We start from the raw sequence: 18346 nt of genomic DNA, 5'->3' as shown, positions 1-18346 counted from the left end.
CGACCCCGGCAGCACCCGGCCGACCGAACCGGCCCGGCTCCACCCAGGACGCCGGCCCGGGATCCCGGCCTGCCCGCGTGACCTCCCCGCCCCCTCACGAACGGTTGCCCCATGCCCTCATCCGCCCTCGCGCCCCGCCGGCCCGCGTCCCCGACGCCCTCCTGCGCTGGAGGCAGCCTCCCGGTCACGTCCCGGCGTGGCTGAGCGCAGCTACCCCTACGCCGACTTCAGCGAGCTCGCCGGCCCGCTGCAGGAGCCGGCGGAGGACCCCCGCGTCCGGTTCCAGCCGGTGGCCCGTGGCGGCGCACGCGTCCGGGCCTGGCTGCTGGTGACCGCTGCCCTCCTCTTCGAGGTGCTGTTCCTGGTCTTCCTGCTGCGGCCGGCGCACCACCCGGAGTGGGCCGGGGACTGGCGCTCGGTGCTGGTCGTGGCGCTGATCGGCAGCGTCGCCGTCATCGAGGCCCTGCGCCTGGTGAACGTCTTCACCCTGGCGGTCGCGACGCTCAACGCCCGCGACCCGATCCCGCTGACCCCGGTCACCGGTCAGCGGATCGCGTTCATCACCACGATCGTGCCGAGCAAGGAGCCGATCGAGATGGTGCGCCGGACGCTGGCCGCCGCCCGCGCCGTCCGGTACGAGGGCACGTTCGACGTCTGGCTGCTCGACGAGGGCGACGACCCGGCGGTGCGCGCCATGTGCGCCGAGCTCGGCGTCTTCCACTTCACCCGGGCCGGCGTCGCCGAGTGGAACCAGCCCACCGGCCGGCACAAGGCGCGGACCAAGCACGGCAACTACAACGCCTGGCTCGACGCGCACGGCGACGGCTACGACTTCTGGATCTCGGTGGACTCCGACCACGTGCCGCTGCCGAACATGGCCGAGCGGCTCATGGGCTACTTCCGCGACCCGGACGTCGCCTTCGTGGTCGGCCCGCAGGTGTACGGCAACTACGACGCCTTCGTCACCCGCGCCGCCGAGTCGCAGCAGTACCTGTTCCACAGCGTCCTGCAGCGGGCGGCCAACCGGTTCCGCAGCGCGATGTTCGTCGGCACCAACAACGCCGTCCGCATCTCGGCGCTGCGCGACATCGGCGGGCTGCAGGACTCCATCACCGAGGACGCCGCGACCAGCCTGGTCTGGCACGCCAGCACCAACGCGCGCACCGGCGCGCGTTGGCGGTCGGTCTACACCCCCGACGTCCTGGCGGTGGGCGAGGGCCCGAGCACCTGGCGGGACTACTTCACCCAGCAGGGCCGGTGGGCCCGCGGGACCGACGAGATCGTGCTGCGCCGCTTCTGGCGACTGGCCCCGCGGATGGCCTTCGCCCAGCGGCTGCACTACGCGCTGCTGATGTCGTACTACCCGGCGACGGCGATCAGCTGGGTCCTCGGCGTCACCAACCTGGTCGCCTACCTGCTGACCGGCGTGGCCGGCCTGCTGGTGTCGGCCCAGCTGTGGCTGATGCTCTACGTCAACGCCGCGGTGCTGCAGGTCGCCGTCTACTTCTGGAACCGCAGGCACAACGTCAGCCCGCACGAGGAGGAGGGCTCCTCCGGCGTCAGCGGGATGGCGATCTCGGTGATGTCCACGCCGCTGTACGTCAGCGCGCTGTGGGCCGCGATCCGCAACCGCAGCACCGGCTTCGCCGTCACCCGCAAGGGCGCGGTCAGCGGGAGCAGCCTGGCCGCCTTCTCCCGGCACCTGGTCTGGGCCGCCGTCCTGCTCGTCGCGCTGGTGACCTCGCAGCTGCTCGGCCACACCCACCCGGCGATCCGCGTCTGGGCCGTGCTGAGCCTGGTCATGTGCCTGCTGCCGGTGGCGATCTGGGCCACCGCGTCGGTCCGGGAGCGCCTGCACGCGCCCGAACCGACGCCGTCCCTGCCCGCCCCGGTCGTACCGGACGCCGTCGCCGCCGTCCGCCCCCGCACGCCGGCCGTCACCTTCGTCGGCAACCGCGTGGTCGACGTCCCCCAGACCCAGGAGAGCACCCGATGATCCGCCCCAAGCCGAAGCCCAGCCGCCGGCTGCGCAACGCCGCTCTGGTCGCCGCGACGGTGACCGGGCTGGTCGCGGCCAACGGCCCGGTCGTCAGCGCCGTCGCGCAGGAGGCCTACCACGACTTCCAGCACAGCCGGCCGGACTACAAGGCGCAGTACGGCTCGTGGGAGACCATCGAGCTGCCCGAGGAGTACCGGACCCAGGCGGTCCACGCCGCGCTGCTGCACACCGGCAAGGTGCTGCTCGTCGCCGGGTCGGGCAACGACGCCCAGGACTTCGAGGCCGGCAGCTTCACGACCATCGTCTGGGACCCGGTCACCGGCGACACCAAGGAGGTGCCGACGCCGGAGGACCTGTTCTGCTCCGGGCACGCCTACCTGCCCAACGGCAACCTGCTCATCGCCGGGGGCACGCGCGAGTACGAGGTGCTCGCCGACGACGTCACCAGGGCCGCCGGCGTCCTCACCGTGAAGAACGAGCGCCACGACGGCCCGGTCACCCTGCCCGAGGGCACCCGCTTCACCGCGCGCGACCACACTTACCACTCCACCGAGGACGTCACGGTGCCGCCCGCGCACCTGATGGGCGACGGCAGCTCCATGGCCGGCGAGCAGGACGTCTGGATCGAGGCCGAGGAGGAGGGCGACGCCCCGGTCGTCACGGGCGGCCAGCAGTTCCAGGTCGAGGACGTCGAGCCCGAGCGGCGCCGCGACCTCTACGGCCAGGGCGACACCATCACCCTGGACAAGCAGAACTACCGCGGGCTCGACGCCTCCTACGAGTTCGACGTCGCCACCGAGACCTACCGCAGGACCGACCGGCTGACCGAGTCGCGCTGGTACCCGACGCTGGTCGGCCTGGAGGACGGCGGCGTGCTCGCCGTCTCCGGTCTCGACGAGCACGGCCAGGTCCTCGACGGCGAGAACGAGGTCTACGACCCGGCCACCCGCACCTGGGAGGACCGCCCCGAGCTGGAGCGCTACTTCCCGACCTACCCGGCCCTGTTCCGGCTCGCCGACGGGCACCGGCTGTTCTACAGCGGCTCCAACACCGGCTACGGGCCGGCCGAGGAGGGGCGCCAGCCGGGCATCTGGGACCTCGACGACAACAGCTGGACCGACGTCCCCGGCCTGCGCGACCCGGAGTTCAACGAGACCAGCTCCTCGTTCCTGCTCGCGCCCGCGCAGGACCAGCGGGTCGGCATCGTCGGCGGCGGCGGGGTCGGGGACAGCGAGGAGTCCACGGCGCGCTTCGACGTCGTCGACCTCAGCGAGCCGGAGCCGCGCTACGAGCCGGCCGCCAGCGACTACCCGAGCCCTGCGCGCTACCTCAACGCGGTCACGCTGCCCGACGACACCACCCTGCTCACCGGGGGCTCGGTCGGCTACCGCGGCAACTCGCAGAGCGACCTGCACCTGACGACGGTGTACGACCCGCACAGCGGCCACCTGCACGAGGCGGCGCCGAACGAGGTCGGGCGCAACTACCACGCCACCGCGCTGCTGCTGCCCGACGGGCGGGTCATGACCATGGGCTCGGACCCGCTGTTCTCCGACGAGGAGAACACCATCCCCGGGACGTTCGAGACCCGGATCGAGATCTACTCCCCGCCGTACCTCTTCGCCGGCGACCGCCCGGAGGTCACCGACGCACCGGAGGAGGTCACCCGGGGCAGCTCCTTCCCGGTCACCACCGACGGCGAGGTCGCGGAGGCGCGGCTGATGCGGCCCAGCGCGGTGACCCACCAGACCGACCCCGAGCAGCGCTCCATCGCCCTCGACGTCCAGTCGGCGTCCTGCCCGGAGACGGGGACCGGCGACCCCGCCGCCGAGCACCCCGCGGACTGCCCGGACGGCTGCTGCGGCAGCGGGTCCTACGAGCTCGGCGTCCCCGAGGAGGAGGGCCTGACGCCCGACGGCTGGTACATGTTGGTCGTGGTCGACGAGAAGGGCGTCCCCTCCCCGGCGCGCTGGGTGCACGTCGGATGAGGACGCGTCTGCACGCCCGACGGTCCGTCCAGGCCACGGTGCTGGCGGCCGTCGCCGGCACCGCGGTCGCCTGCGGCGGCACCGACACACCCCAGACCCCGGCGCCGGAGTCCGGCCGGCTGGCGGGGGAGGAGCTGTGGCTCAACCCCGAGGGCCACGGTCCGGCCGCGGTCCAGCAGGCCCTCGCCGAGGGGCGGACGGTGGACGCCGAGGCGCTGGCCCCGCTGGCCGAGCAGCCGACCGCCACCTGGATCGCCACCCCCGACAACCCCTATCCGGCGGTCGAGGAGGTCTCCCGGGCCGCGGCCGCCGAGGACGAGCTCCCGGTGCTGGTGGCCTACAACGTGCCGGGGCGGGACTGCGGGTCCTACTCCGCCGGCGGCGCTGCCGGCGTCGACGCCTACCTGAGCTGGATCGGCAGCTTCGCGGCGGCCCTCGGCGACCGGCCCGCGGTGGTCGTCCTCGAGCCGGACGCCGTCCCCCAGGCCCTGGTCGGGTGCGAGGGCGTCGACCCCGCGGCGCGTTACCAGCTGCTCGCCCAGGCCGTGGAGATCCTCGACCGGCAGCCGGAGACCCGGATCTACCTGGACGCCGGCAACGCCAGCTGGGTGGACGACCTGCCGGCGCTCGCCGACGCCCTGCGCCGCAGCGGCGTCGACCGGGCCGACGGGTTCGCCCTCAACGTCTCCAACTACGAGACCACCGAGGCGAGCGCGGACTACGGGCTGGAGCTGTCCCGGGAGCTGGAGGAGGGTGCGCCCGAGGGGACGCCCACCGCCCACTTCCTCGTCGACACCAGCCGCAACGGCGCTGGCCCGCCGGAGGCCGCCGGCGGGGAGGGCCGCTGGTGCAACCCGCCGGACCGGGAGGTCGGCGCCGCGCCGACGACGTCCCCCGACCTCGAGCGGGTCGACGCGCTGCTCTGGGTGAAGCAGCCGGGCGACTCCGACGGCACCTGCGCAGGCGGTCCGCCGGCCGGCCAGTGGTGGCCCGAGATGGCCCTGGAGCTGGTGGACGGCGAGGAGGGCTGAGACAGGACCCCTCTCCTGCGGGCAGGCCGCCGTCCGCCCCGGGCGGCGTCCGGCCGGGCGTGGTCGGTCAGCGCGGGCCGGGGACCGCGGCGCCCTGCGTGACCCCGACGCCGCGGCACTCGCGGAGGTAGTCCACCCAGTCCCACCCGGCGAGGAAGTCCCGCGCCGCCGTCGTCCCCGCGGTCACCAGCCGCGCCCGCTCGGCCGGGCTGATGTCGAAGTCGGTCGCTCGGGTGCCGCTGGTGTCGATGGAGATGGCCCGGCGGCGCACGCACGGCTGGGCGAGGTAGGTGCGGTCCCGGCCGTTCACGGTGGTGGCGACCAGGGAGTCCAGCAGGCGCACCGGCGGCGGCAGCAGGCGGTGGTGGGGGAAGACGGAGACCTCCTCGTCGGAGAGGAGGTCCCCGACCCCGACGCCGAAGGTCGGCCAGCGCGGGGAGGCGGCGTCGGTGCGGTCGAAGATCTCCACCGGGAAGTTCGACAGCACCCCGCCGTCCAGCAGCGTCGACCGCCGCCCGGTGCGCGGGTCGCGCAGCGTGCGCGGGGCGAAGAAGAACGGGATGGCCAGTGACGCCCGGACGGCGTCGGCGACGGGTTGGGCGTCGGGGTCCAGGCCGTGGTCGCGGTAGTCCCAGGGCAGCCGCAGCAGCCGGCCGCGGGTGACGTCGGTCGCCGTCACCACCAGCCGGTAGCGCTGCCACGGCGCCAGTGCCGGGTCGTCGCCGGGGTCCTCGCGGCGCAGGTCGCCGAAGGTGTGCACGCCGAGGTCGGCGAGCTCCCGGCGCAGCCACTCGGTGACGTAGCGCCCGGGGTGCAGGCCGGACCGGGTGAGCAGGCCGACCGCCGGCGCCAGGACCGGGACCGGCGCCCAGGAGTCGGGCACGCGGTCGTACTCCAGCCGGGACGTCCGCTCTAGCACGCCGTCGGCGTCCAGCCCGGTGGCGAGGAAGGCGGCGAGGACGGCGCCGGCCGAGGAGCCGGCGACCCGCTCGAAGCGGTATCGGCGCAGCAGTTCGACGACGGCGCCGAGCAGGGCGATGCCCTTGACCCCACCACCCTCGAGGACCAGGTCGGCCGGCAGCCGGTCGGGAGAGGTCACGCGTCCTCCTCGCTGACGCTCGCCGCCCACGTGACCCGCGGTGCTGGGCCATGCGTGACCTCGCGAGCCCGGTTCCGTCCGGGCACGGTGGGCGCGCCCCTCCCGGTCGGCTCAGCCGCCGCGCCGGACCTCGGCGGCCACCACGCCGCGGAGGGCGAGCTCGAGCGCCGCGTCGGACGTGTTGCCGCGCTCGAGGGCGATGCGGGCGTCCGCGGGCAGGGTGGCCAGGTCGACGTCGTCGAGCCAGGCCGTGTCGTCGCCCATCCGCCGGCCCACCTTCAGGCGGTCGCCCTCGCGCCGGAGCACGTACTCCTCGCTGTCGACCGTGATGGTCATCTCGTCGCTCATGCCCCCGCCCTACCCCGCGGACCTGTCACTCCACCCCTGCAGGATGGGCGCGTGGCGGAGGACGTGTGCGAGATCGTGGTCACCGGAAGTGACGCGGAGTGGCTGAGCGGGTACACACGGACACTGGTGGAGGAGAGACTGGCGGCCTGCGGACACCAGTTCGCCGCGATCCGGTCGGTCTACCGCTGGGAGGGTGCCGTGCACGACGAACCAGAGGCGCGTGTCGCCCTGCACACCCGCCGGTCGCTGGTGCCGGAGGTCGTCGCACGCACCGCCGAGCTCCACCCGTACGACGTCCCCTGCGTGATCGCCCTGCCGCTCGTCGGGGGCCACCCCGGCTACCTCGACTGGGTGGTCCGGGAGACCCGGGAGCCGGACGGCGGGAAGGCATGACGGGTGGCATGACCCCCGTCGACCTGGGCACCGTATCGACCGATACCGAGGAGTACCGCCTCGACATGGCAGGAGCGCCCATGGGACGACGACCGGGGGAGCGCGAGCTGCCGCGCGACGTCCGGCGGCGGGTCGACGGGCCGGCCCAGCCCGCCGTCGTCGTCGAGGCCGTGCTCGACGCGCTGCCCTCGCCGACCCTGCTGATCGACGCCAGCGGCACGGTGCTGCTGGCCAACACCGCCTGGGAGAAGGTCGCCGACGTCCTCGGCGACGACCGGGTGCGCGTCGGCGTGGACGGCGACTACTTCGCCATGGCCCGCCGGCTCAACGGGAACGACAGCACCGCCACGCTGATCGACGAGCTGCGCGCGCTCTCCCGCGGCGAGCGCCCCTCGGTGCAGGCCGACTACGCCCTCGAGCTGCGCGGCGGCACGCACTGGGTCCACCTGCAGGCCTCGCGGGTCGACCAGGCCGGCCAGGTCGTGGTCACCCACACCGACATCACCAACCGGGTCGCCGCCGAGCGGGCCTCGCACTGGCGGGCCCGCCACGACACCCTCACCGAGCTGCCCAACCGCGCCCACCTGCACGAGCTCATCGACGCCGAGCTGCAGCAGCACGACCGGGGCCCGGTCTCGGTCCTCTTCCTCGACGTCGACGGCTTCAAGGACGTCAACGACTCCCTCGGCCACGACGCCGGCGACGACCTGCTGCGCCAGATCGCGCAGCGGCTGACCGGCGTGACCCGCGTCGGCGACACCGTCGGCCGGCTGGGCGGCGACGAGTTCGTCGTCCTGTGCCGCGACTGCGACACCACCGGCGCGGAGGCCCTGGCCGACCGCTGCCGCGCCAGCATCGACCGCCCGTTCGACCTCGGCGGCCGGTTGGTGCGGCTGGGCGTCAGCATCGGCATCGCCACCGCACCGGCCTCCCCGCGGACGCGGCTGCGCTCCACGGACCTGGTCCGCGACGCCGACCTGGCGATGTACGCGGCGAAGGAGGCCGGCCGCAACCGGGTCCGGCTGTTCACCGCCGACCTGCGCGCCGCCGCCCAGCACAAGGCCACCGTCGCCGCCGAGCTGCGCGACGCGGTGGACGACGGCCAGCTGGTGCTGCACTACCAGCCGGTGCTGCACCTGGCCTCGGGCCGGTGCACCGGCGTCGAGGCGCTGATCCGCTGGCAGCACCCGCGCCGAGGCCTGCTCGCACCGGCCGACTTCCTGCCGACGGCGCTCCAGCACGACCTGATGACGCCGATCGCCCGCTGGGTGCTGGGCACCGCGACCCGGCAGACCGCCGCGTGGGCGGCAACCGGGCTGCACCTGGTCACCTCGGTGAACATCAGCGCCAACCACGTCGCCACCGGCACGCTGGTCGCCGACGTCCACGAGGCGCTGGAGGCCTCCGGGCTGCCACCCGAGCAGCTCGTCGTCGAGCTGGCCGAGCGCTCGGTCGCCGAGGACGTCGAACGCGCCGCCGCGCAGTTCGCCGAGCTGCGCCGCTCCGGCGTCGAGGTCTCGATCGACGACTTCGGCAGCGGCTTCTCCTCGCTGGGCCAGCTGGTCGCCATGCCGACCGGGCTGCTCAAGATCGACCGCAGCCTGGTCGCCTACCCGGAGGGACGGCGCAGCCAGGCGGCCGCGGCGATCGCCGCCGTCGTCGCGCTGGCCCGGGCCTGTGGTGTGCGCACCCAGGCCGAGGGCGTGGAGACCGCCGAGCAGCTGGCGCTGGCCACCGAGCTCGGTTGCACCTTCGCGCAGGGCTTCCACCTGGGCCGGCCGATGCCGGCCGAGGAGCTGACCGGCTGGCTCGCCGAGCACGCCACCCAGCCGGCCACCGCCCTCTTCTGAGGACGTCCGCGTCCGCCCGGCTCGCCGCCGGCGGCCGGGAGGTCCTCTCTCAGCCGGGTTCGCCGCGCATCTTGCGACGGGCCACCACGACGAGGTCGACGGCGGCGGCCGCCGCCAGGACGAACAGCACGACCGCCGGCCAGACCGGCAGGTCGTCGCCGGAGAGCCAGAGCAGACCGGCGCCCAGGCAGAAGACGAGGCCGAAGGCGGCCAGCACCAGCCGCAGCGTCAGCGCCGACCGCGCCGGCGGTGCGCCGCCGATGCCGGCCGTCGGGTCGTGGTGGTCGGGGAGGCCGCGCTGGTAGTCCTCGCGGGACCGCCGCCGGCGGGGTTCGCTCATGCCATGGCTGGCTACCCCGTCCCGGAGCGCGACTACCCTGGGTCGATGTGGCCGCTGACTTCTCCGTCGTCCTGGACGAGCTCGACACGACCCTGAGGTCCATCGAGGCGGTCCTCGACGTCGACCGGCTGCGCCGCGAGGTGGCCGAGCTCGAGCGGCAGGCCTCCGCCCCCGACCTCTGGAACGACGTCGAGGCCGCGCAGGCGCTGACCTCCAAGCTCTCCTACCTGCAGGGCGACCTGCGCCGGGTCGAGGAGCTGCGCAGCCGGCTGGACGACGTCGGCCTGCTGCACGAGCTCGCGCAGGAGGAGGACGACGCGGGGACCCTGGCCGAGACCGAGCGGGAGCTGGCGAGCCTGCGGCAGGCGATCGACGAGCTCGAGGTGCGGACCCTGCTGTCGGGCGAGTACGACTCCCGCGAGGCGCTGGTGACCATCCGCTCCGAGGCCGGTGGCGTCGACGCCGCCGACTTCGCCGAGATGCTCATGCGGATGTACCTGCGCTGGGCCGAGCGGCACAAGTACCCCGTCGAGCTCTACGACGTCAGCTACGCGGAGGAGGCCGGCATCAAGTCGGCGACCTTCGCGGTCAAGCAGCCCTACGCCTACGGCACGCTCTCGGTCGAGCAGGGCACCCACCGGCTGGTGCGCATCTCGCCGTTCGACAACCAGGGCCGCCGGCAGACGTCGTTCGCCGGCGTCGAGGTGCTGCCCGTCGTCGAGCAGACCGACCACGTCGACATCCCGGAGAACGAGATCCGCATCGACGTCTTCCGGTCCAGCGGTCCCGGCGGGCAGAGCGTGAACACCACCGACTCCGCCGTCCGGATCACCCACCTGCCGACCGGCATCGTCGTCTCCTGCCAGAACGAGAAGTCCCAGATCCAGAACCGGGCGGCGGCCATGCGCGTGCTGCAGGCGCGGCTGCTGGCCAAGCGGCAGGAGGAGCAGCGGGCCGAGATGGACGCGCTGCGCGGGGAGGGCAGCAGCTGGGGCAACCAGATGCGCTCCTACGTGCTGCACCCGTACCAGATGGTCAAGGACCTGCGCACCGAGCAGGAGACCGGCAACACCGCCGCCGTCCTCGACGGGGAGATCGACCCCTTCATCGAGGCCGGCATCCGGTGGCGCCGTCAGCAGGAGGCCGTGCCGTCCAGCTGACGAAGGACCCCTGCCCCCGCCGAGGAAGGACCCCGTCCTCCCCACCCCTCGTGAAAGGACCCCTGCTCCCCGCCACTCGCAGGCTCGCAGCGGACCCCTGCAGGGGGCCAGCGGTGCCCTGGACGGGGCCGGCGGCGGGCCCCTGCAGAGAGCCGGGAGGACCCGGAGGGGCTGACGACTTCAGGCGTCCCGTTCGTCACACCCGTCGCACGGCCGGACGCCGGATGCGCCACGCTGGGTGACGGGCGTCCCGGGCCCCGTGCGGAGTTGCTCACGCTCCGTCGGGACGGGGCGGCGGCCGACCGCGCGTGACACTCCAGTCTCCCCGGTCGGAGAGGTACCGTGGCCCCTCGTGATCGAACTGCAACACGTCACCAAGCTCTACCCGGCCAGCGCGCGGCCGGCTCTCGAGGACGTGTCGACGGAGATCGACAAGGGCGAGTTCGTCTTCCTCATCGGCTCCTCGGGCTCGGGCAAGTCGACCTTCCTGCGGCTGCTGCTCAAGGAGGACGACCCCACCAGGGGCAACGTCATCGTCAACGGCAAGACGCTCAACACGATGAGCAAGTGGCAGGTGCCCAAGCTCCGCCGCACCATCGGCTGCGTCTTCCAGGACTTCCGCCTGCTGCGCAACCGCACCGTGGCGCAGAACGTGGCCTTCGCGCTGGAGGTCATCAACAAGCCCCAGCGGACCATCAAGCGCGTCGTCCCCGAGGTGCTGGAGATGGTCGGCCTCGAGGGCAAGGCCAACCGGCTGCCCAGCGAGCTCTCCGGTGGCGAGCAGCAGCGCGTCGCCATCGCCCGCGCGTTCGTCAACCGGCCGCTGGTGCTGCTGGCCGACGAGCCCACCGGCAACCTCGACCCGGAGACCAGCGAGGGCATCATGCTCCTGCTGGAGCGCATCAACCGGACCGGGACGACGGTCGTCATGGCGACGCACGACTACCACATCGTCGACTCGATGCGCCGTCGCGTGATCGAGCTCAACGGGGGAGTCCTCACCCGCGACCAGTCGCGCGGTGTCTACGGGGTCGGCCGCTGACCCGGCTGCCCGCTCCTCCACCTGCCTGACCTCACGACAGGGAATCCATGCGCGTCAACTTCGTGCTCTCCGAGGTGGCCACCGGGCTGCGTCGCAACCTGACCATGACGGTCGCGATGATCCTGACCACGGCCATCTCGCTCGGTCTCATGGGCACCGGCCTGCTGATCGCCGGGATGATCTCCGACATGAAGGAGATCTACTACGACAAGGTGCAGGTCTCCATCTTCCTGGCCGACGACGTCACCGACGAGCAGCGGGCGGCCATCGACCAGCAGCTGTCGGACTCGCCGGAGGTGGCCGACCACATCTACGAGTCCAAGGAAGAGGCCTACGCCCGCTTCCAGCAGCAGTTCAGCCAGCAGCCGGAGCTCGTGCAGAACACCCCGCCGGACGCGCTGCCCGAGAGCTTCCGCGTCGAGCTGGTCAACCCCGAGCGCTACTCGATCATCGCCGCGGAGTTCCCCAACGGGCAGAACGGCGTCGACCAGGTGCGCGACGAGGGTGACTTCCTCGACCGGCTGTTCAGCCTGCTCAACGGCGCCCGCAACGCGACGATCGCCGTCGCCGTCGTCCAGGCGCTCGCGGCGTTGCTGCTGATCTCCAACACGATCCAGCTGGCCGCGTTCAACCGGCGCAACGAGACCAACATCATGCGGCTGGTCGGCGCCTCCCGCTGGTACACCCAGCTGCCGTTCATCCTCGAGGCCGCGCTGGCCGGGCTGATCGGTGCGCTGCTGGCCATCGGCGGGCTGGTCGTCACCAAGATCCTTTTCGTCGACAAGACCCTCGCCGGGCCGATCCGGGCCGGGATCATCCCGCCGGTCGACTGGGGCGCGATCGCCTTCATCAGCCCGGTGATCGCCGCCGCCGGCGTGGGCCTGGCCGCCGTCGCCGCCTACGTGACGCTGCGGCTGTACGTGCGCATCTGAGGGGGGACCCCGCCGCACCTCCCGTCGAGATCGCGCGATCTCGCCCGTCCCGGGCCTGCCGGCGTGCGAGATCGCGCGATCTCGACGGTCGAGGGCGCCCAGTAACCTGGGGTCATGCCGCGTGAAGAGGGGCGCAAGCTCATCGCCCAGAACAAGAAGGCGCGGCACGACTACTCGATCCTCGACACCTACGAGGTGGGCCTGGTGCTCACCGGCACCGAGGTGAAGAGCCTGCGTGCCGGCCGTGCCTCGCTCGTCGACGGCTTCGCCACGGTGGACGACGGCGAGGTGTGGCTGCAGCACGTGCACATCCCGGAGTACGCCGAGGGCACGTGGACCAACCACGCCCCGCGGCGCAAGCGCAAGGTGCTCATGCACCGCGCCGAGATCGACAAGCTCATCGGCAAGACCAAGGAGGGCGGCCTGACCCTCGTGCCGCTCGACCTGTACTTCAAGGACGGCAAGGTCAAGGCGACCCTGGCCCTCGCCAAGGGCAAGAAGTCCTACGACAAGCGGCAGGACCTCGCCGAGCGCGACTCGCGCCGGGAGATCCAGCGGGCCTTCGGGCGCTACGTGAAGGGACGGCGGTAGGTGCTGGTGTGCCGATGAGGGGTGTGGCCTACGACCGGTACGGCGGCCCCGAGGTCCTGGCCCTCCGCGACGACCTGCCCGACCCGCCGGTCGGCCCCGACACCGTGCTGGTGCGCGTGCACGCCGCCGGCGTCAACCCGGTCGACGTGCTCATCCGCTCCGGCGGGCTGACCGGCGCGTACCCGCACCACCTGCCGATCGTCCCGGGCTGGGACGTCGCCGGGGTCGTCGAGGCCGCGGGCCCCGCGGTCACCACGTTCGCCGCCGGTGACGAGGTCCTCGGCTACGTCCGCCGGGACGACGTCCAGTGGGGGACGACGGCCGAGCTCGTGCCGGCGCCGCAGCGCTGCCTGGCGCACAAGCCGGAGTCGCTGTCCTTCGCCGAGGCCGCCGGGCTGCCGCTGGCCGGGCTCACCGCCTACCAGGCGCTGACCGAGGCGCTCGACGTCCACGAGGGCGAGCGGGTGCTGGTGCACCGCGCGGCCGGTGGGGTCGGCTTCTCCGCCGTCCAGATCGCCGTCGCGCTCGGTGCGCACGTCATCGGGACGGCGAGCCCGCGCAACCACGGCTTCCTGCGGGACGCCGGGGTCGCCGAGGTGCTCGACTACTCGGCCGGGCCGATCAGCGCGCAGCTGTCCGAGCCGGTCGACGCCGTCCTCGACCTGGTCGGCGGCGACACCCTGGCCGACGCGCCGAAGCAGGTCCGCGACCGCGCCCGCATCGTCTCCGTCGTCGACCCGGTGGTCGACGAGATGGGCGGCCGCTACGTCTTCGTCCGTCCCGAGCACGAGCACCTCGAGGAGCTCGGCCGGATGGCCGACGCCGGCCAGCTGCGGGTGCCGATCGCCCGGGCGTTCCCGCTGGAGCAGACCGCGGAGGCGCAGGAGCTGGTCGCGGGCGGGCACGTGCGCGGCAAGGTCGTCGTCACGCTGCGCTCGTGACCACGGGCATGGTCACGCTGAGGTGACCACCCCTCCGGCCGACGACGCCGACGTCCCCCGGTACTGGCGCGAGCTGGGCCTGCCCGGGCTGGTCGACGTGCACGTGCACTTCCTGCCCGAGCGGGTGCAGGCCAAGGTCTGGGACTACTTCGCTCACAGCCAGACCCACTACGGCGCACCCTGGCCGGTGCAGTACCCGCTGCCCGAGGAGGAACGGCTCGCGGTGCTCGACCGCCTCGGGGTCCGGGCCTTCCCGACGCTGCCCTACCCGCACAAGGCCGGCATGGCCGCCTGGCTCAACGACTGGTCGGCGCGGTTCGCCGCCGCCCACCCGCAGGTGCTGCAGTCGGCCACCTTCTACCCCGAGCCGGAGGCGGCGTCCTACGTCGAGACGGCGCTGGCGGCCGGTGCGCGGGTGTTCAAGGTGCACGTGCAGGTGGGCGCCTTCGACCCGCGCGACCCGCTGCTGGACCCGGTGTGGGCGCGGCTGGAGGAGACCGGCACCCCCGTCGTCATCCACTGCGGATCGGGCCCGCTGCGCGGGGAGCACACGGGGCCGGCGCCGATGACCGGCCTGCTCGAGCGCTACCCGCGGCTGCAGCTGGTCATCGCCCACCTCGGCATGCCCGAGTACGCGGCCTTCCTCGACCTGGCCGAGCGCCACGAGCGGGTGCACCTGGACACCACCATGTTCGCCACCGACTTCACCGAACGGCTCATGCCGTTCGACCCGGCCCTGCGGCCGCGGCTGGGCGCGCTGCGGGACAAGGTGGTGCTCGGCAGCGACTTCCCGTCCATCCCGTACCCGTACGCCCACCAGCTGGCCGCCCTGCACCGGCTGGGCCTGGGGGAGGAGTGGCTGCGGGCCGTCCTGTGGCACAACGGCGCCCGGCTGTTCGCGTTGGCGCCCTGACCCCGGGGCGGGCCGCTGCTGTGGCAGGGCCGCGCCCGGCTGCCCAGGGTGGACGGGTGCGACTCACCGCGACCGTCCTGGACACCCCCGACCCGAGGGGGCTCGGGCGCTTCTACCAGCGGCTGCTCGGCTGGCCGATCGGCAGCGACGAGCCGGAGTGGGTGACCCTCCGGCCGGAGGACGGCGGCGCGGGGCTGTCCTTCCAGCTCGAGACCGACCACGTGCCGCCGGTGTGGCCGGCCGGCCCCGGCGACCCGCGCATGCAGCTGCACCTCGACATCGAGGTCGACGACCTCGACGCGGCGGTCGCGCTCGCCGTCGAGGCCGGTGCGACGGTGGCGGAGTTCCAGCCGCAGGCCGGCGTCGGGGTGTGCCTGGACCCGACCGGTCACCCGTTCTGCCTGTTCCTGCCCGGCTGGTGAACCCTCAGCGCGGGCCGGGGGAGTAGTCCGGGTGCAGCTGGGCGGCCCGGTCGACCTCCTCGGGCGTCAGCAGCGCGACGGTGCGGACCGACGCGACGCCGCCCCCGGTGATGGTGAGCGACAGCGCGGCGGCGGCCGCGCTGTCGGGCAGCTCGACGATCGCGTAGACGTCGGCGTCCCCGAGCGCGAAGTCGAAGCTCTCCAGCCGCCCCTCCAGGTCGAGGACGGCGTGCGCGAAGGCGCTGCGCCGGGCCGACCCGCCGGCCGCCATCACCGCCCGCGCGCCCTGCGCCTCGTACCGGGCGATGACCAGGAAGCGGGGCACGGGGCCCTCCTCTCGGCGGCGTGCGCCGATGCTGACGTCCGCCCGCACGCGGCCGCAAGGGACCCGCGGAACCCGGTCGACCGCGGCGGTCGCCGTCCCTACGCTGCGGGGCGTGCCCGACCTGCCCGCGGGCCTCACCGCCCGACCGCTGACCGGCGACGACCTCCCCGCCGCGGCTGGACTGCTCGCCGCCGCAGAACCGGTCGACGACACCGGCGAGCACTTCGACGCCGACGACCTCGCCGAGTGGTGGGTCAACGACCTGGTCGACCTGCCGCGCGACGGCCGCGCGGTGTGCGCCGGGGACGGCACGCTCGTGGCGGTCGCCGTGGTGATGTCCCTCGGCGGGACCCGGGAGGACCACCGCATCGCGCTCGAGGGCCGGGTGCACCCCGACTGGCGACGGCGCGGCGTCGGGACGGCGCTGCTGGACTGGCAGCTGCGCCGCGGCGCGGAGGTGCACCGGCGCGACCACCCCGAGCTGCCCGGACTGCTGACGGTCTCGGTGTACCCGGGCATGGGTCCCCTGGAGTTCCTGGTGCGCCGCACGGGGTTCACCGCCGAGCGCTGGTACGCCGACATGGAGCGCCCGCTGACCGGGCTGCCGGAGGTCCCGCCCGTGCCGGGCGTGAGCCTGGTGCCCTACACCGAGGACCGGGACGACGAGGTGCGGCGGGCCCACAACGCGGCCTTCACCGACCACCACGGCTCGGCCCAGCGCGACGAGACGGCGTGGCGGGCCTGGTTCACCGGGCAGCGCGCCTTCCGGCCCGACCTGTCGGTGCTCGCCCTGGTCGACGGGGCGGTGGCCGGCTACGTGCTGACCTACGTGTACGACGCCGACACCCGCGCGACCGGCGTCCAGCAAGCCCACCTGGGGCAGCTGGGCGTCCTCCGGCCCGCCCGCGGGCGCGGCATCGCGTCGGCCGCGATCGTCGCCGCGCTGCGGGCCGCTGCCGCTGCCGGCTGCGACACCGCCGGGCTGCAGGTCGACACCGAGAACCCGACCGGGGCGTTCGGGCTGTACCAGCGGCTGGGGTTCGCGCCCGTGCGCACCCGCGTCCAGTGGGCCTGCACCCGCCCACCGGTGGCATGAGTTGGGCGGACGGCGCCGGCCTGGTCGAGCTGCCCGGCGGGGCGCGGGTCCGCGGTCGCCGGCTGGGCGCGCCGGCGTCCCCGGCCGACCGGGCGGTCGTGCTCGGCAGCGGCCCGCTGCCGCCGTGGCCCGCGCGCCGGGTGCGCTGGCCGGACTTCTGGACCCCGCTGGACCGGGCCGACGCCCTCGCCGCGCTCACCGAGGCGCTGGACCGCGCGCGGGCGGGGGAGCGGGTCGAGGTGGCCTGCCACGGTGGGATCGGCCGCACCGGCACCGCGCTGGCCGCGCTCGCCGTCCTCGACGGGCTGCCGGCCGACGAGGCCGTCGGGTGGGTCCGCGAGCGGTACCACCCGCGTGCGGTGGAGACGCCGTGTCAGCGCCGGTGGCTGCGCTCGCTCGGGCCGGCGGACGGCGGTCGCTAGGGTCCGGCGCATGGTCAGTGCCGATCAGCCCGCCCCCGACGTCGCCCGCGCGCACCGCGCCGTCGAGCCGCTGCACAACCACGTCTACTTCTCACCCGAGCAGGACGAGTACCTGACCGCGGTCGGGCTGCGCCCCGGCCGGATGTGCTACTTCGCCGGGCGCGCGGCCGCGATGGGCGCGGTCGGTCCGGGCACCGTGACGGCGACCTTCGCCAACTTCGCCCCCGCGCTCGTGGCCCGGCACGTGCCGCGCGCCTGGACCCTGGCCACCCCCGAGCAGGTCCTCGCCGCCCGCCTCGACGGCGCCCGAGCCTCGCTGACCCGGCTGCTCGGCGGTGAGGAGGCCGCGGCCGCGCCGGAGGTCGCCGAGCTGGCCGGCCTGCTGCGCGAGGCGTGCGACGCGCTCACGCCCGAGGGCCGCCCGCTCTACGCCGCGCACGCCGACCAGCCCTGGCCCGAGGAGCCGGTGCTGTCGCTGTGGCACGGCGCCACGCTGCTGCGCGAGCACCGCGGCGACGGGCACGTCGCCTGCCTGCTGCGGGCAGGGCTCACCGGCCTCGAGTCGCTGGTCACCCACACGCTGACCGGCCGCGGCTTCACCGAGGCCGCGGCCAAGGCCACCCGCGGCTGGAGCGACGAGGAGTGGGCCGCGGCCGCCGACCAGCTGGCCGCGCGGGGCCTGGTGGCCGACGGCGCGCTGACCGAGGCCGGGATCGCGCTGCGCGCCGAGATCGAGGCCGGCACCGACGAGCTCTCCGCGGCGCCCTGGGTGCACCTGGGTCCGGAGCGGACCACCCGGGTGGTCGAGCTGGGCCGCGGCCTGTCGGCGCGGCTGGTGGCGGCCGGCGCCTACCCGGCCGGCGTCCTCGCCGCCCGGTGAGCGGGCCGCGTGTCCCGGAGTCGGACGACGACGGGCCGACGGCGGAGCTGCTGCGCGCCCGCCGCGGCGGCGAGCTCTCCGCGCTGGACCGGTTGCTGCTGCACAGCCCGCCGGTCGCCGAGGGCTGGAACGCGCTGCTCGGCGCGCTGCGCGGGGCGACGACGCTGCCGGCCGACCTGCGCGAGCTGGTGGTGCTGCGGGTGGCGGTGCTCAACGACGCCGCGTTCGAGTGGGTCTCGCACGAGCCGATCGCCCGCCGCGCCGGTCTTGCCGAGCTGCAGCTGCAGGTGCTGCGCCGTCCCGACGCCGCCGCCGAGCCGGTGTGGACACCGCTGCAGGCCGCCGTCCTCGCGTTCACCGACGCCTCGACCCGCGACGTCGCCGTCCCCGAGGAGGTGTTCGCCGGGGTGCGGGGGCACCTCGACGACCGGCAGGTCGTGGAGCTGACCGCGCTGGTGGGCGGCTACGCGATGGTGTCCCGCTTCCTCGTCGCACTGCAGGTCCCGCCGCCACCAGGAGAGGTCCCCGGATAGCCGTCGGCTGCCTATGGTCTGGGTCACACTCCAGGGAGGGG

The 18346-nt window shown here is 74.2% G+C and carries 20 protein-coding genes; 16 read left to right on the top strand and 4 right to left on the bottom strand.

Annotated elements, in window-relative coordinates:
* The first annotated feature begins 196 nt into the window (after nucleotides 1-196).
* From ACWIX7_RS07320 to ACWIX7_RS07310, 3 genes are read left to right on the top strand one after another with little or no spacing between them, the layout of a single operon-like run.
* Entirely contained in the window at nucleotides 197-1996 is a 1800-nt protein-coding gene (locus ACWIX7_RS07320) for a glycosyltransferase family 2 protein (RefSeq protein WP_448620888.1), read from the top strand.
* Nucleotides 1993-3987 (top strand): galactose oxidase-like domain-containing protein, encoded by a 1995-nt coding sequence (locus tag ACWIX7_RS07315; protein WP_448620887.1) that lies wholly within the window; start codon nucleotides 1993-1995, stop codon nucleotides 3985-3987. The genes ACWIX7_RS07320 and ACWIX7_RS07315 overlap by 4 nt, the downstream gene beginning before the upstream one ends.
* A complete protein-coding gene (locus ACWIX7_RS07310; protein ID WP_448620886.1) occupies nucleotides 3984-5018 on the top strand; it encodes a glycoside hydrolase family 6 protein in 1035 nt (344 codons plus the stop codon). Before ACWIX7_RS07315 ends, ACWIX7_RS07310 begins: the two co-directional genes overlap by 4 nt.
* Before the next feature lie 67 nt (nucleotides 5019-5085).
* Here ACWIX7_RS07310 and ACWIX7_RS07305 read toward each other — a convergent pair whose 3' ends face one another.
* Both ACWIX7_RS07305 and ACWIX7_RS07300 read right to left on the bottom strand, forming a co-directional pair.
* A complete protein-coding gene (locus tag ACWIX7_RS07305) occupies nucleotides 5086-6117 on the bottom strand; it encodes a patatin-like phospholipase family protein (RefSeq protein ID WP_448620885.1) in 1032 nt (343 codons plus the stop codon).
* Nucleotides 6118-6228: 111 nt separating this feature from the next.
* Complete coding sequence (locus tag ACWIX7_RS07300; RefSeq protein WP_448620884.1) at nucleotides 6229-6465, bottom strand: hypothetical protein; 237 nt, start codon at nucleotides 6463-6465, stop codon at nucleotides 6229-6231.
* Nucleotides 6466-6516: 51 nt separating this feature from the next.
* On the opposite strand from ACWIX7_RS07300, the gene cutA reads away from it, so the two are divergent.
* Together cutA and ACWIX7_RS07290 are read left to right on the top strand one after the other, a co-directional pair.
* Nucleotides 6517-6858 carry a divalent-cation tolerance protein CutA gene (gene cutA, locus ACWIX7_RS07295; RefSeq protein ID WP_448620883.1) on the top strand — a complete coding sequence of 114 codons (342 nt, stop codon included), beginning with the start codon at nucleotides 6517-6519 and terminating at the stop codon, nucleotides 6856-6858.
* A gap of 80 nt (nucleotides 6859-6938) precedes the next feature.
* Nucleotides 6939-8708, top strand: a complete 1770-nt coding sequence (locus ACWIX7_RS07290) for a putative bifunctional diguanylate cyclase/phosphodiesterase (RefSeq protein ID WP_448620882.1) — start codon at nucleotides 6939-6941, stop codon at nucleotides 8706-8708.
* A gap of 49 nt (nucleotides 8709-8757) precedes the next feature.
* On the opposite strand, the gene ACWIX7_RS07285 is transcribed toward ACWIX7_RS07290, so the two are convergent.
* Entirely contained in the window at nucleotides 8758-9048 is a 291-nt protein-coding gene (locus ACWIX7_RS07285) for a DUF6343 family protein (protein ID WP_448620881.1), read from the bottom strand.
* A gap of 47 nt (nucleotides 9049-9095) precedes the next feature.
* On the opposite strand from ACWIX7_RS07285, the gene prfB reads away from it, so the two are divergent.
* The 7 genes from prfB (at nucleotide 9096) to ACWIX7_RS07250 (ending at nucleotide 15049) form a co-directional block, all read left to right on the top strand.
* Entirely contained in the window at nucleotides 9096-10208 is a 1113-nt protein-coding gene (gene prfB / locus ACWIX7_RS07280; protein ID WP_448620880.1) for a peptide chain release factor 2, read from the top strand.
* 352 nt (nucleotides 10209-10560) lie between these two features.
* Nucleotides 10561-11250: a cell division ATP-binding protein FtsE gene (ftsE, locus tag ACWIX7_RS07275; protein ID WP_448620879.1), complete on the top strand. Its 690-nt coding sequence runs from the start codon at nucleotides 10561-10563 to the stop codon at nucleotides 11248-11250.
* Between the two features lie 47 nt (nucleotides 11251-11297).
* Entirely contained in the window at nucleotides 11298-12182 is an 885-nt protein-coding gene (ftsX, locus tag ACWIX7_RS07270) for a permease-like cell division protein FtsX (RefSeq protein WP_448620878.1), read from the top strand.
* 114 nt (nucleotides 12183-12296) lie between these two features.
* Nucleotides 12297-12773 (top strand): SsrA-binding protein SmpB, encoded by a 477-nt coding sequence (gene smpB, locus ACWIX7_RS07265; protein ID WP_091215566.1) that lies wholly within the window; start codon nucleotides 12297-12299, stop codon nucleotides 12771-12773.
* 14 nt (nucleotides 12774-12787) lie between these two features.
* Nucleotides 12788-13714, top strand: coding sequence for an NADP-dependent oxidoreductase (locus ACWIX7_RS07260; protein ID WP_448622137.1), 927 nt, complete (start codon nucleotides 12788-12790; stop codon nucleotides 13712-13714).
* A 22-nt stretch (nucleotides 13715-13736) separates the two neighbouring features.
* Nucleotides 13737-14627, top strand: coding sequence for an amidohydrolase family protein (locus ACWIX7_RS07255; protein ID WP_448620877.1), 891 nt, complete (start codon nucleotides 13737-13739; stop codon nucleotides 14625-14627).
* Between the two features lie 56 nt (nucleotides 14628-14683).
* A complete protein-coding gene (locus ACWIX7_RS07250; RefSeq protein WP_448620876.1) occupies nucleotides 14684-15049 on the top strand; it encodes a VOC family protein in 366 nt (121 codons plus the stop codon).
* Nucleotides 15050-15053: 4 nt separating this feature from the next.
* Here the strand turns inward: ACWIX7_RS07250 and ACWIX7_RS07245 are convergent, their stop codons facing one another.
* Nucleotides 15054-15374, bottom strand: coding sequence for a GYD domain-containing protein (locus tag ACWIX7_RS07245; protein ID WP_448620875.1), 321 nt, complete (start codon nucleotides 15372-15374; stop codon nucleotides 15054-15056).
* Nucleotides 15375-15486: 112 nt separating this feature from the next.
* Between ACWIX7_RS07245 and ACWIX7_RS07240 the strand changes: the two genes are divergently transcribed.
* Genes ACWIX7_RS07240 through ACWIX7_RS07225 form a run of 4 tightly spaced genes read left to right on the top strand, consistent with a single transcriptional unit; the run spans nucleotide 15487 to nucleotide 18305 of the window.
* Nucleotides 15487-16470: a GNAT family N-acetyltransferase gene (locus ACWIX7_RS07240; protein ID WP_448620874.1), complete on the top strand. Its 984-nt coding sequence runs from the start codon at nucleotides 15487-15489 to the stop codon at nucleotides 16468-16470.
* Complete coding sequence (locus ACWIX7_RS07235; RefSeq protein ID WP_448620873.1) at nucleotides 16467-16892, top strand: protein-tyrosine phosphatase family protein; 426 nt, start codon at nucleotides 16467-16469, stop codon at nucleotides 16890-16892. The genes ACWIX7_RS07240 and ACWIX7_RS07235 overlap by 4 nt, the downstream gene beginning before the upstream one ends.
* A gap of 10 nt (nucleotides 16893-16902) precedes the next feature.
* Nucleotides 16903-17772 carry an SCO6745 family protein gene (locus tag ACWIX7_RS07230; RefSeq protein WP_448620872.1) on the top strand — a complete coding sequence of 290 codons (870 nt, stop codon included), beginning with the start codon at nucleotides 16903-16905 and terminating at the stop codon, nucleotides 17770-17772.
* Nucleotides 17769-18305 (top strand): carboxymuconolactone decarboxylase family protein, encoded by a 537-nt coding sequence (locus ACWIX7_RS07225; protein WP_448620871.1) that lies wholly within the window; start codon nucleotides 17769-17771, stop codon nucleotides 18303-18305. Before ACWIX7_RS07230 ends, ACWIX7_RS07225 begins: the two co-directional genes overlap by 4 nt.
* Nucleotides 18306-18346: the final 41 nt, after the last annotated feature.

It is taken from the genome of Geodermatophilus sp. URMC 65, assembly GCF_053502545.1.
This window is presented reverse-complemented; position numbering and strand designations above follow the sequence as displayed.

Excerpts from the sequence above, each read along its gene's own strand:
- ftsX (WP_448620878.1), top strand. The coding sequence starts at position 11,298 with ATGCGCGTCAACTTCGTGCTCTCCGAGGTGGCCACCGGGCTGCGTCGC.
- ACWIX7_RS07235 (WP_448620873.1), top strand. The coding sequence starts at position 16,467 with ATGAGTTGGGCGGACGGCGCCGGCCTGGTCGAGCTGCCCGGCGGGGCG.
- ACWIX7_RS07260 (WP_448622137.1), top strand. The coding sequence starts at position 12,788 with ATGAGGGGTGTGGCCTACGACCGGTACGGCGGCCCCGAGGTCCTGGCC.
- ACWIX7_RS07290 (WP_448620882.1), top strand. The coding sequence starts at position 6,939 with ATGGGACGACGACCGGGGGAGCGCGAGCTGCCGCGCGACGTCCGGCGG.
- ACWIX7_RS07315 (WP_448620887.1), top strand. The coding sequence starts at position 1,993 with ATGATCCGCCCCAAGCCGAAGCCCAGCCGCCGGCTGCGCAACGCCGCT.
- ACWIX7_RS07300 (WP_448620884.1), bottom strand. The coding sequence starts at position 6,465 with ATGAGCGACGAGATGACCATCACGGTCGACAGCGAGGAGTACGTGCTC.
- smpB (WP_091215566.1), top strand. The coding sequence starts at position 12,297 with ATGCCGCGTGAAGAGGGGCGCAAGCTCATCGCCCAGAACAAGAAGGCG.
- ACWIX7_RS07285 (WP_448620881.1), bottom strand. The coding sequence starts at position 9,048 with ATGAGCGAACCCCGCCGGCGGCGGTCCCGCGAGGACTACCAGCGCGGC.
- ACWIX7_RS07230 (WP_448620872.1), top strand. The coding sequence starts at position 16,903 with ATGGTCAGTGCCGATCAGCCCGCCCCCGACGTCGCCCGCGCGCACCGC.
- ACWIX7_RS07310 (WP_448620886.1), top strand. The coding sequence starts at position 3,984 with ATGAGGACGCGTCTGCACGCCCGACGGTCCGTCCAGGCCACGGTGCTG.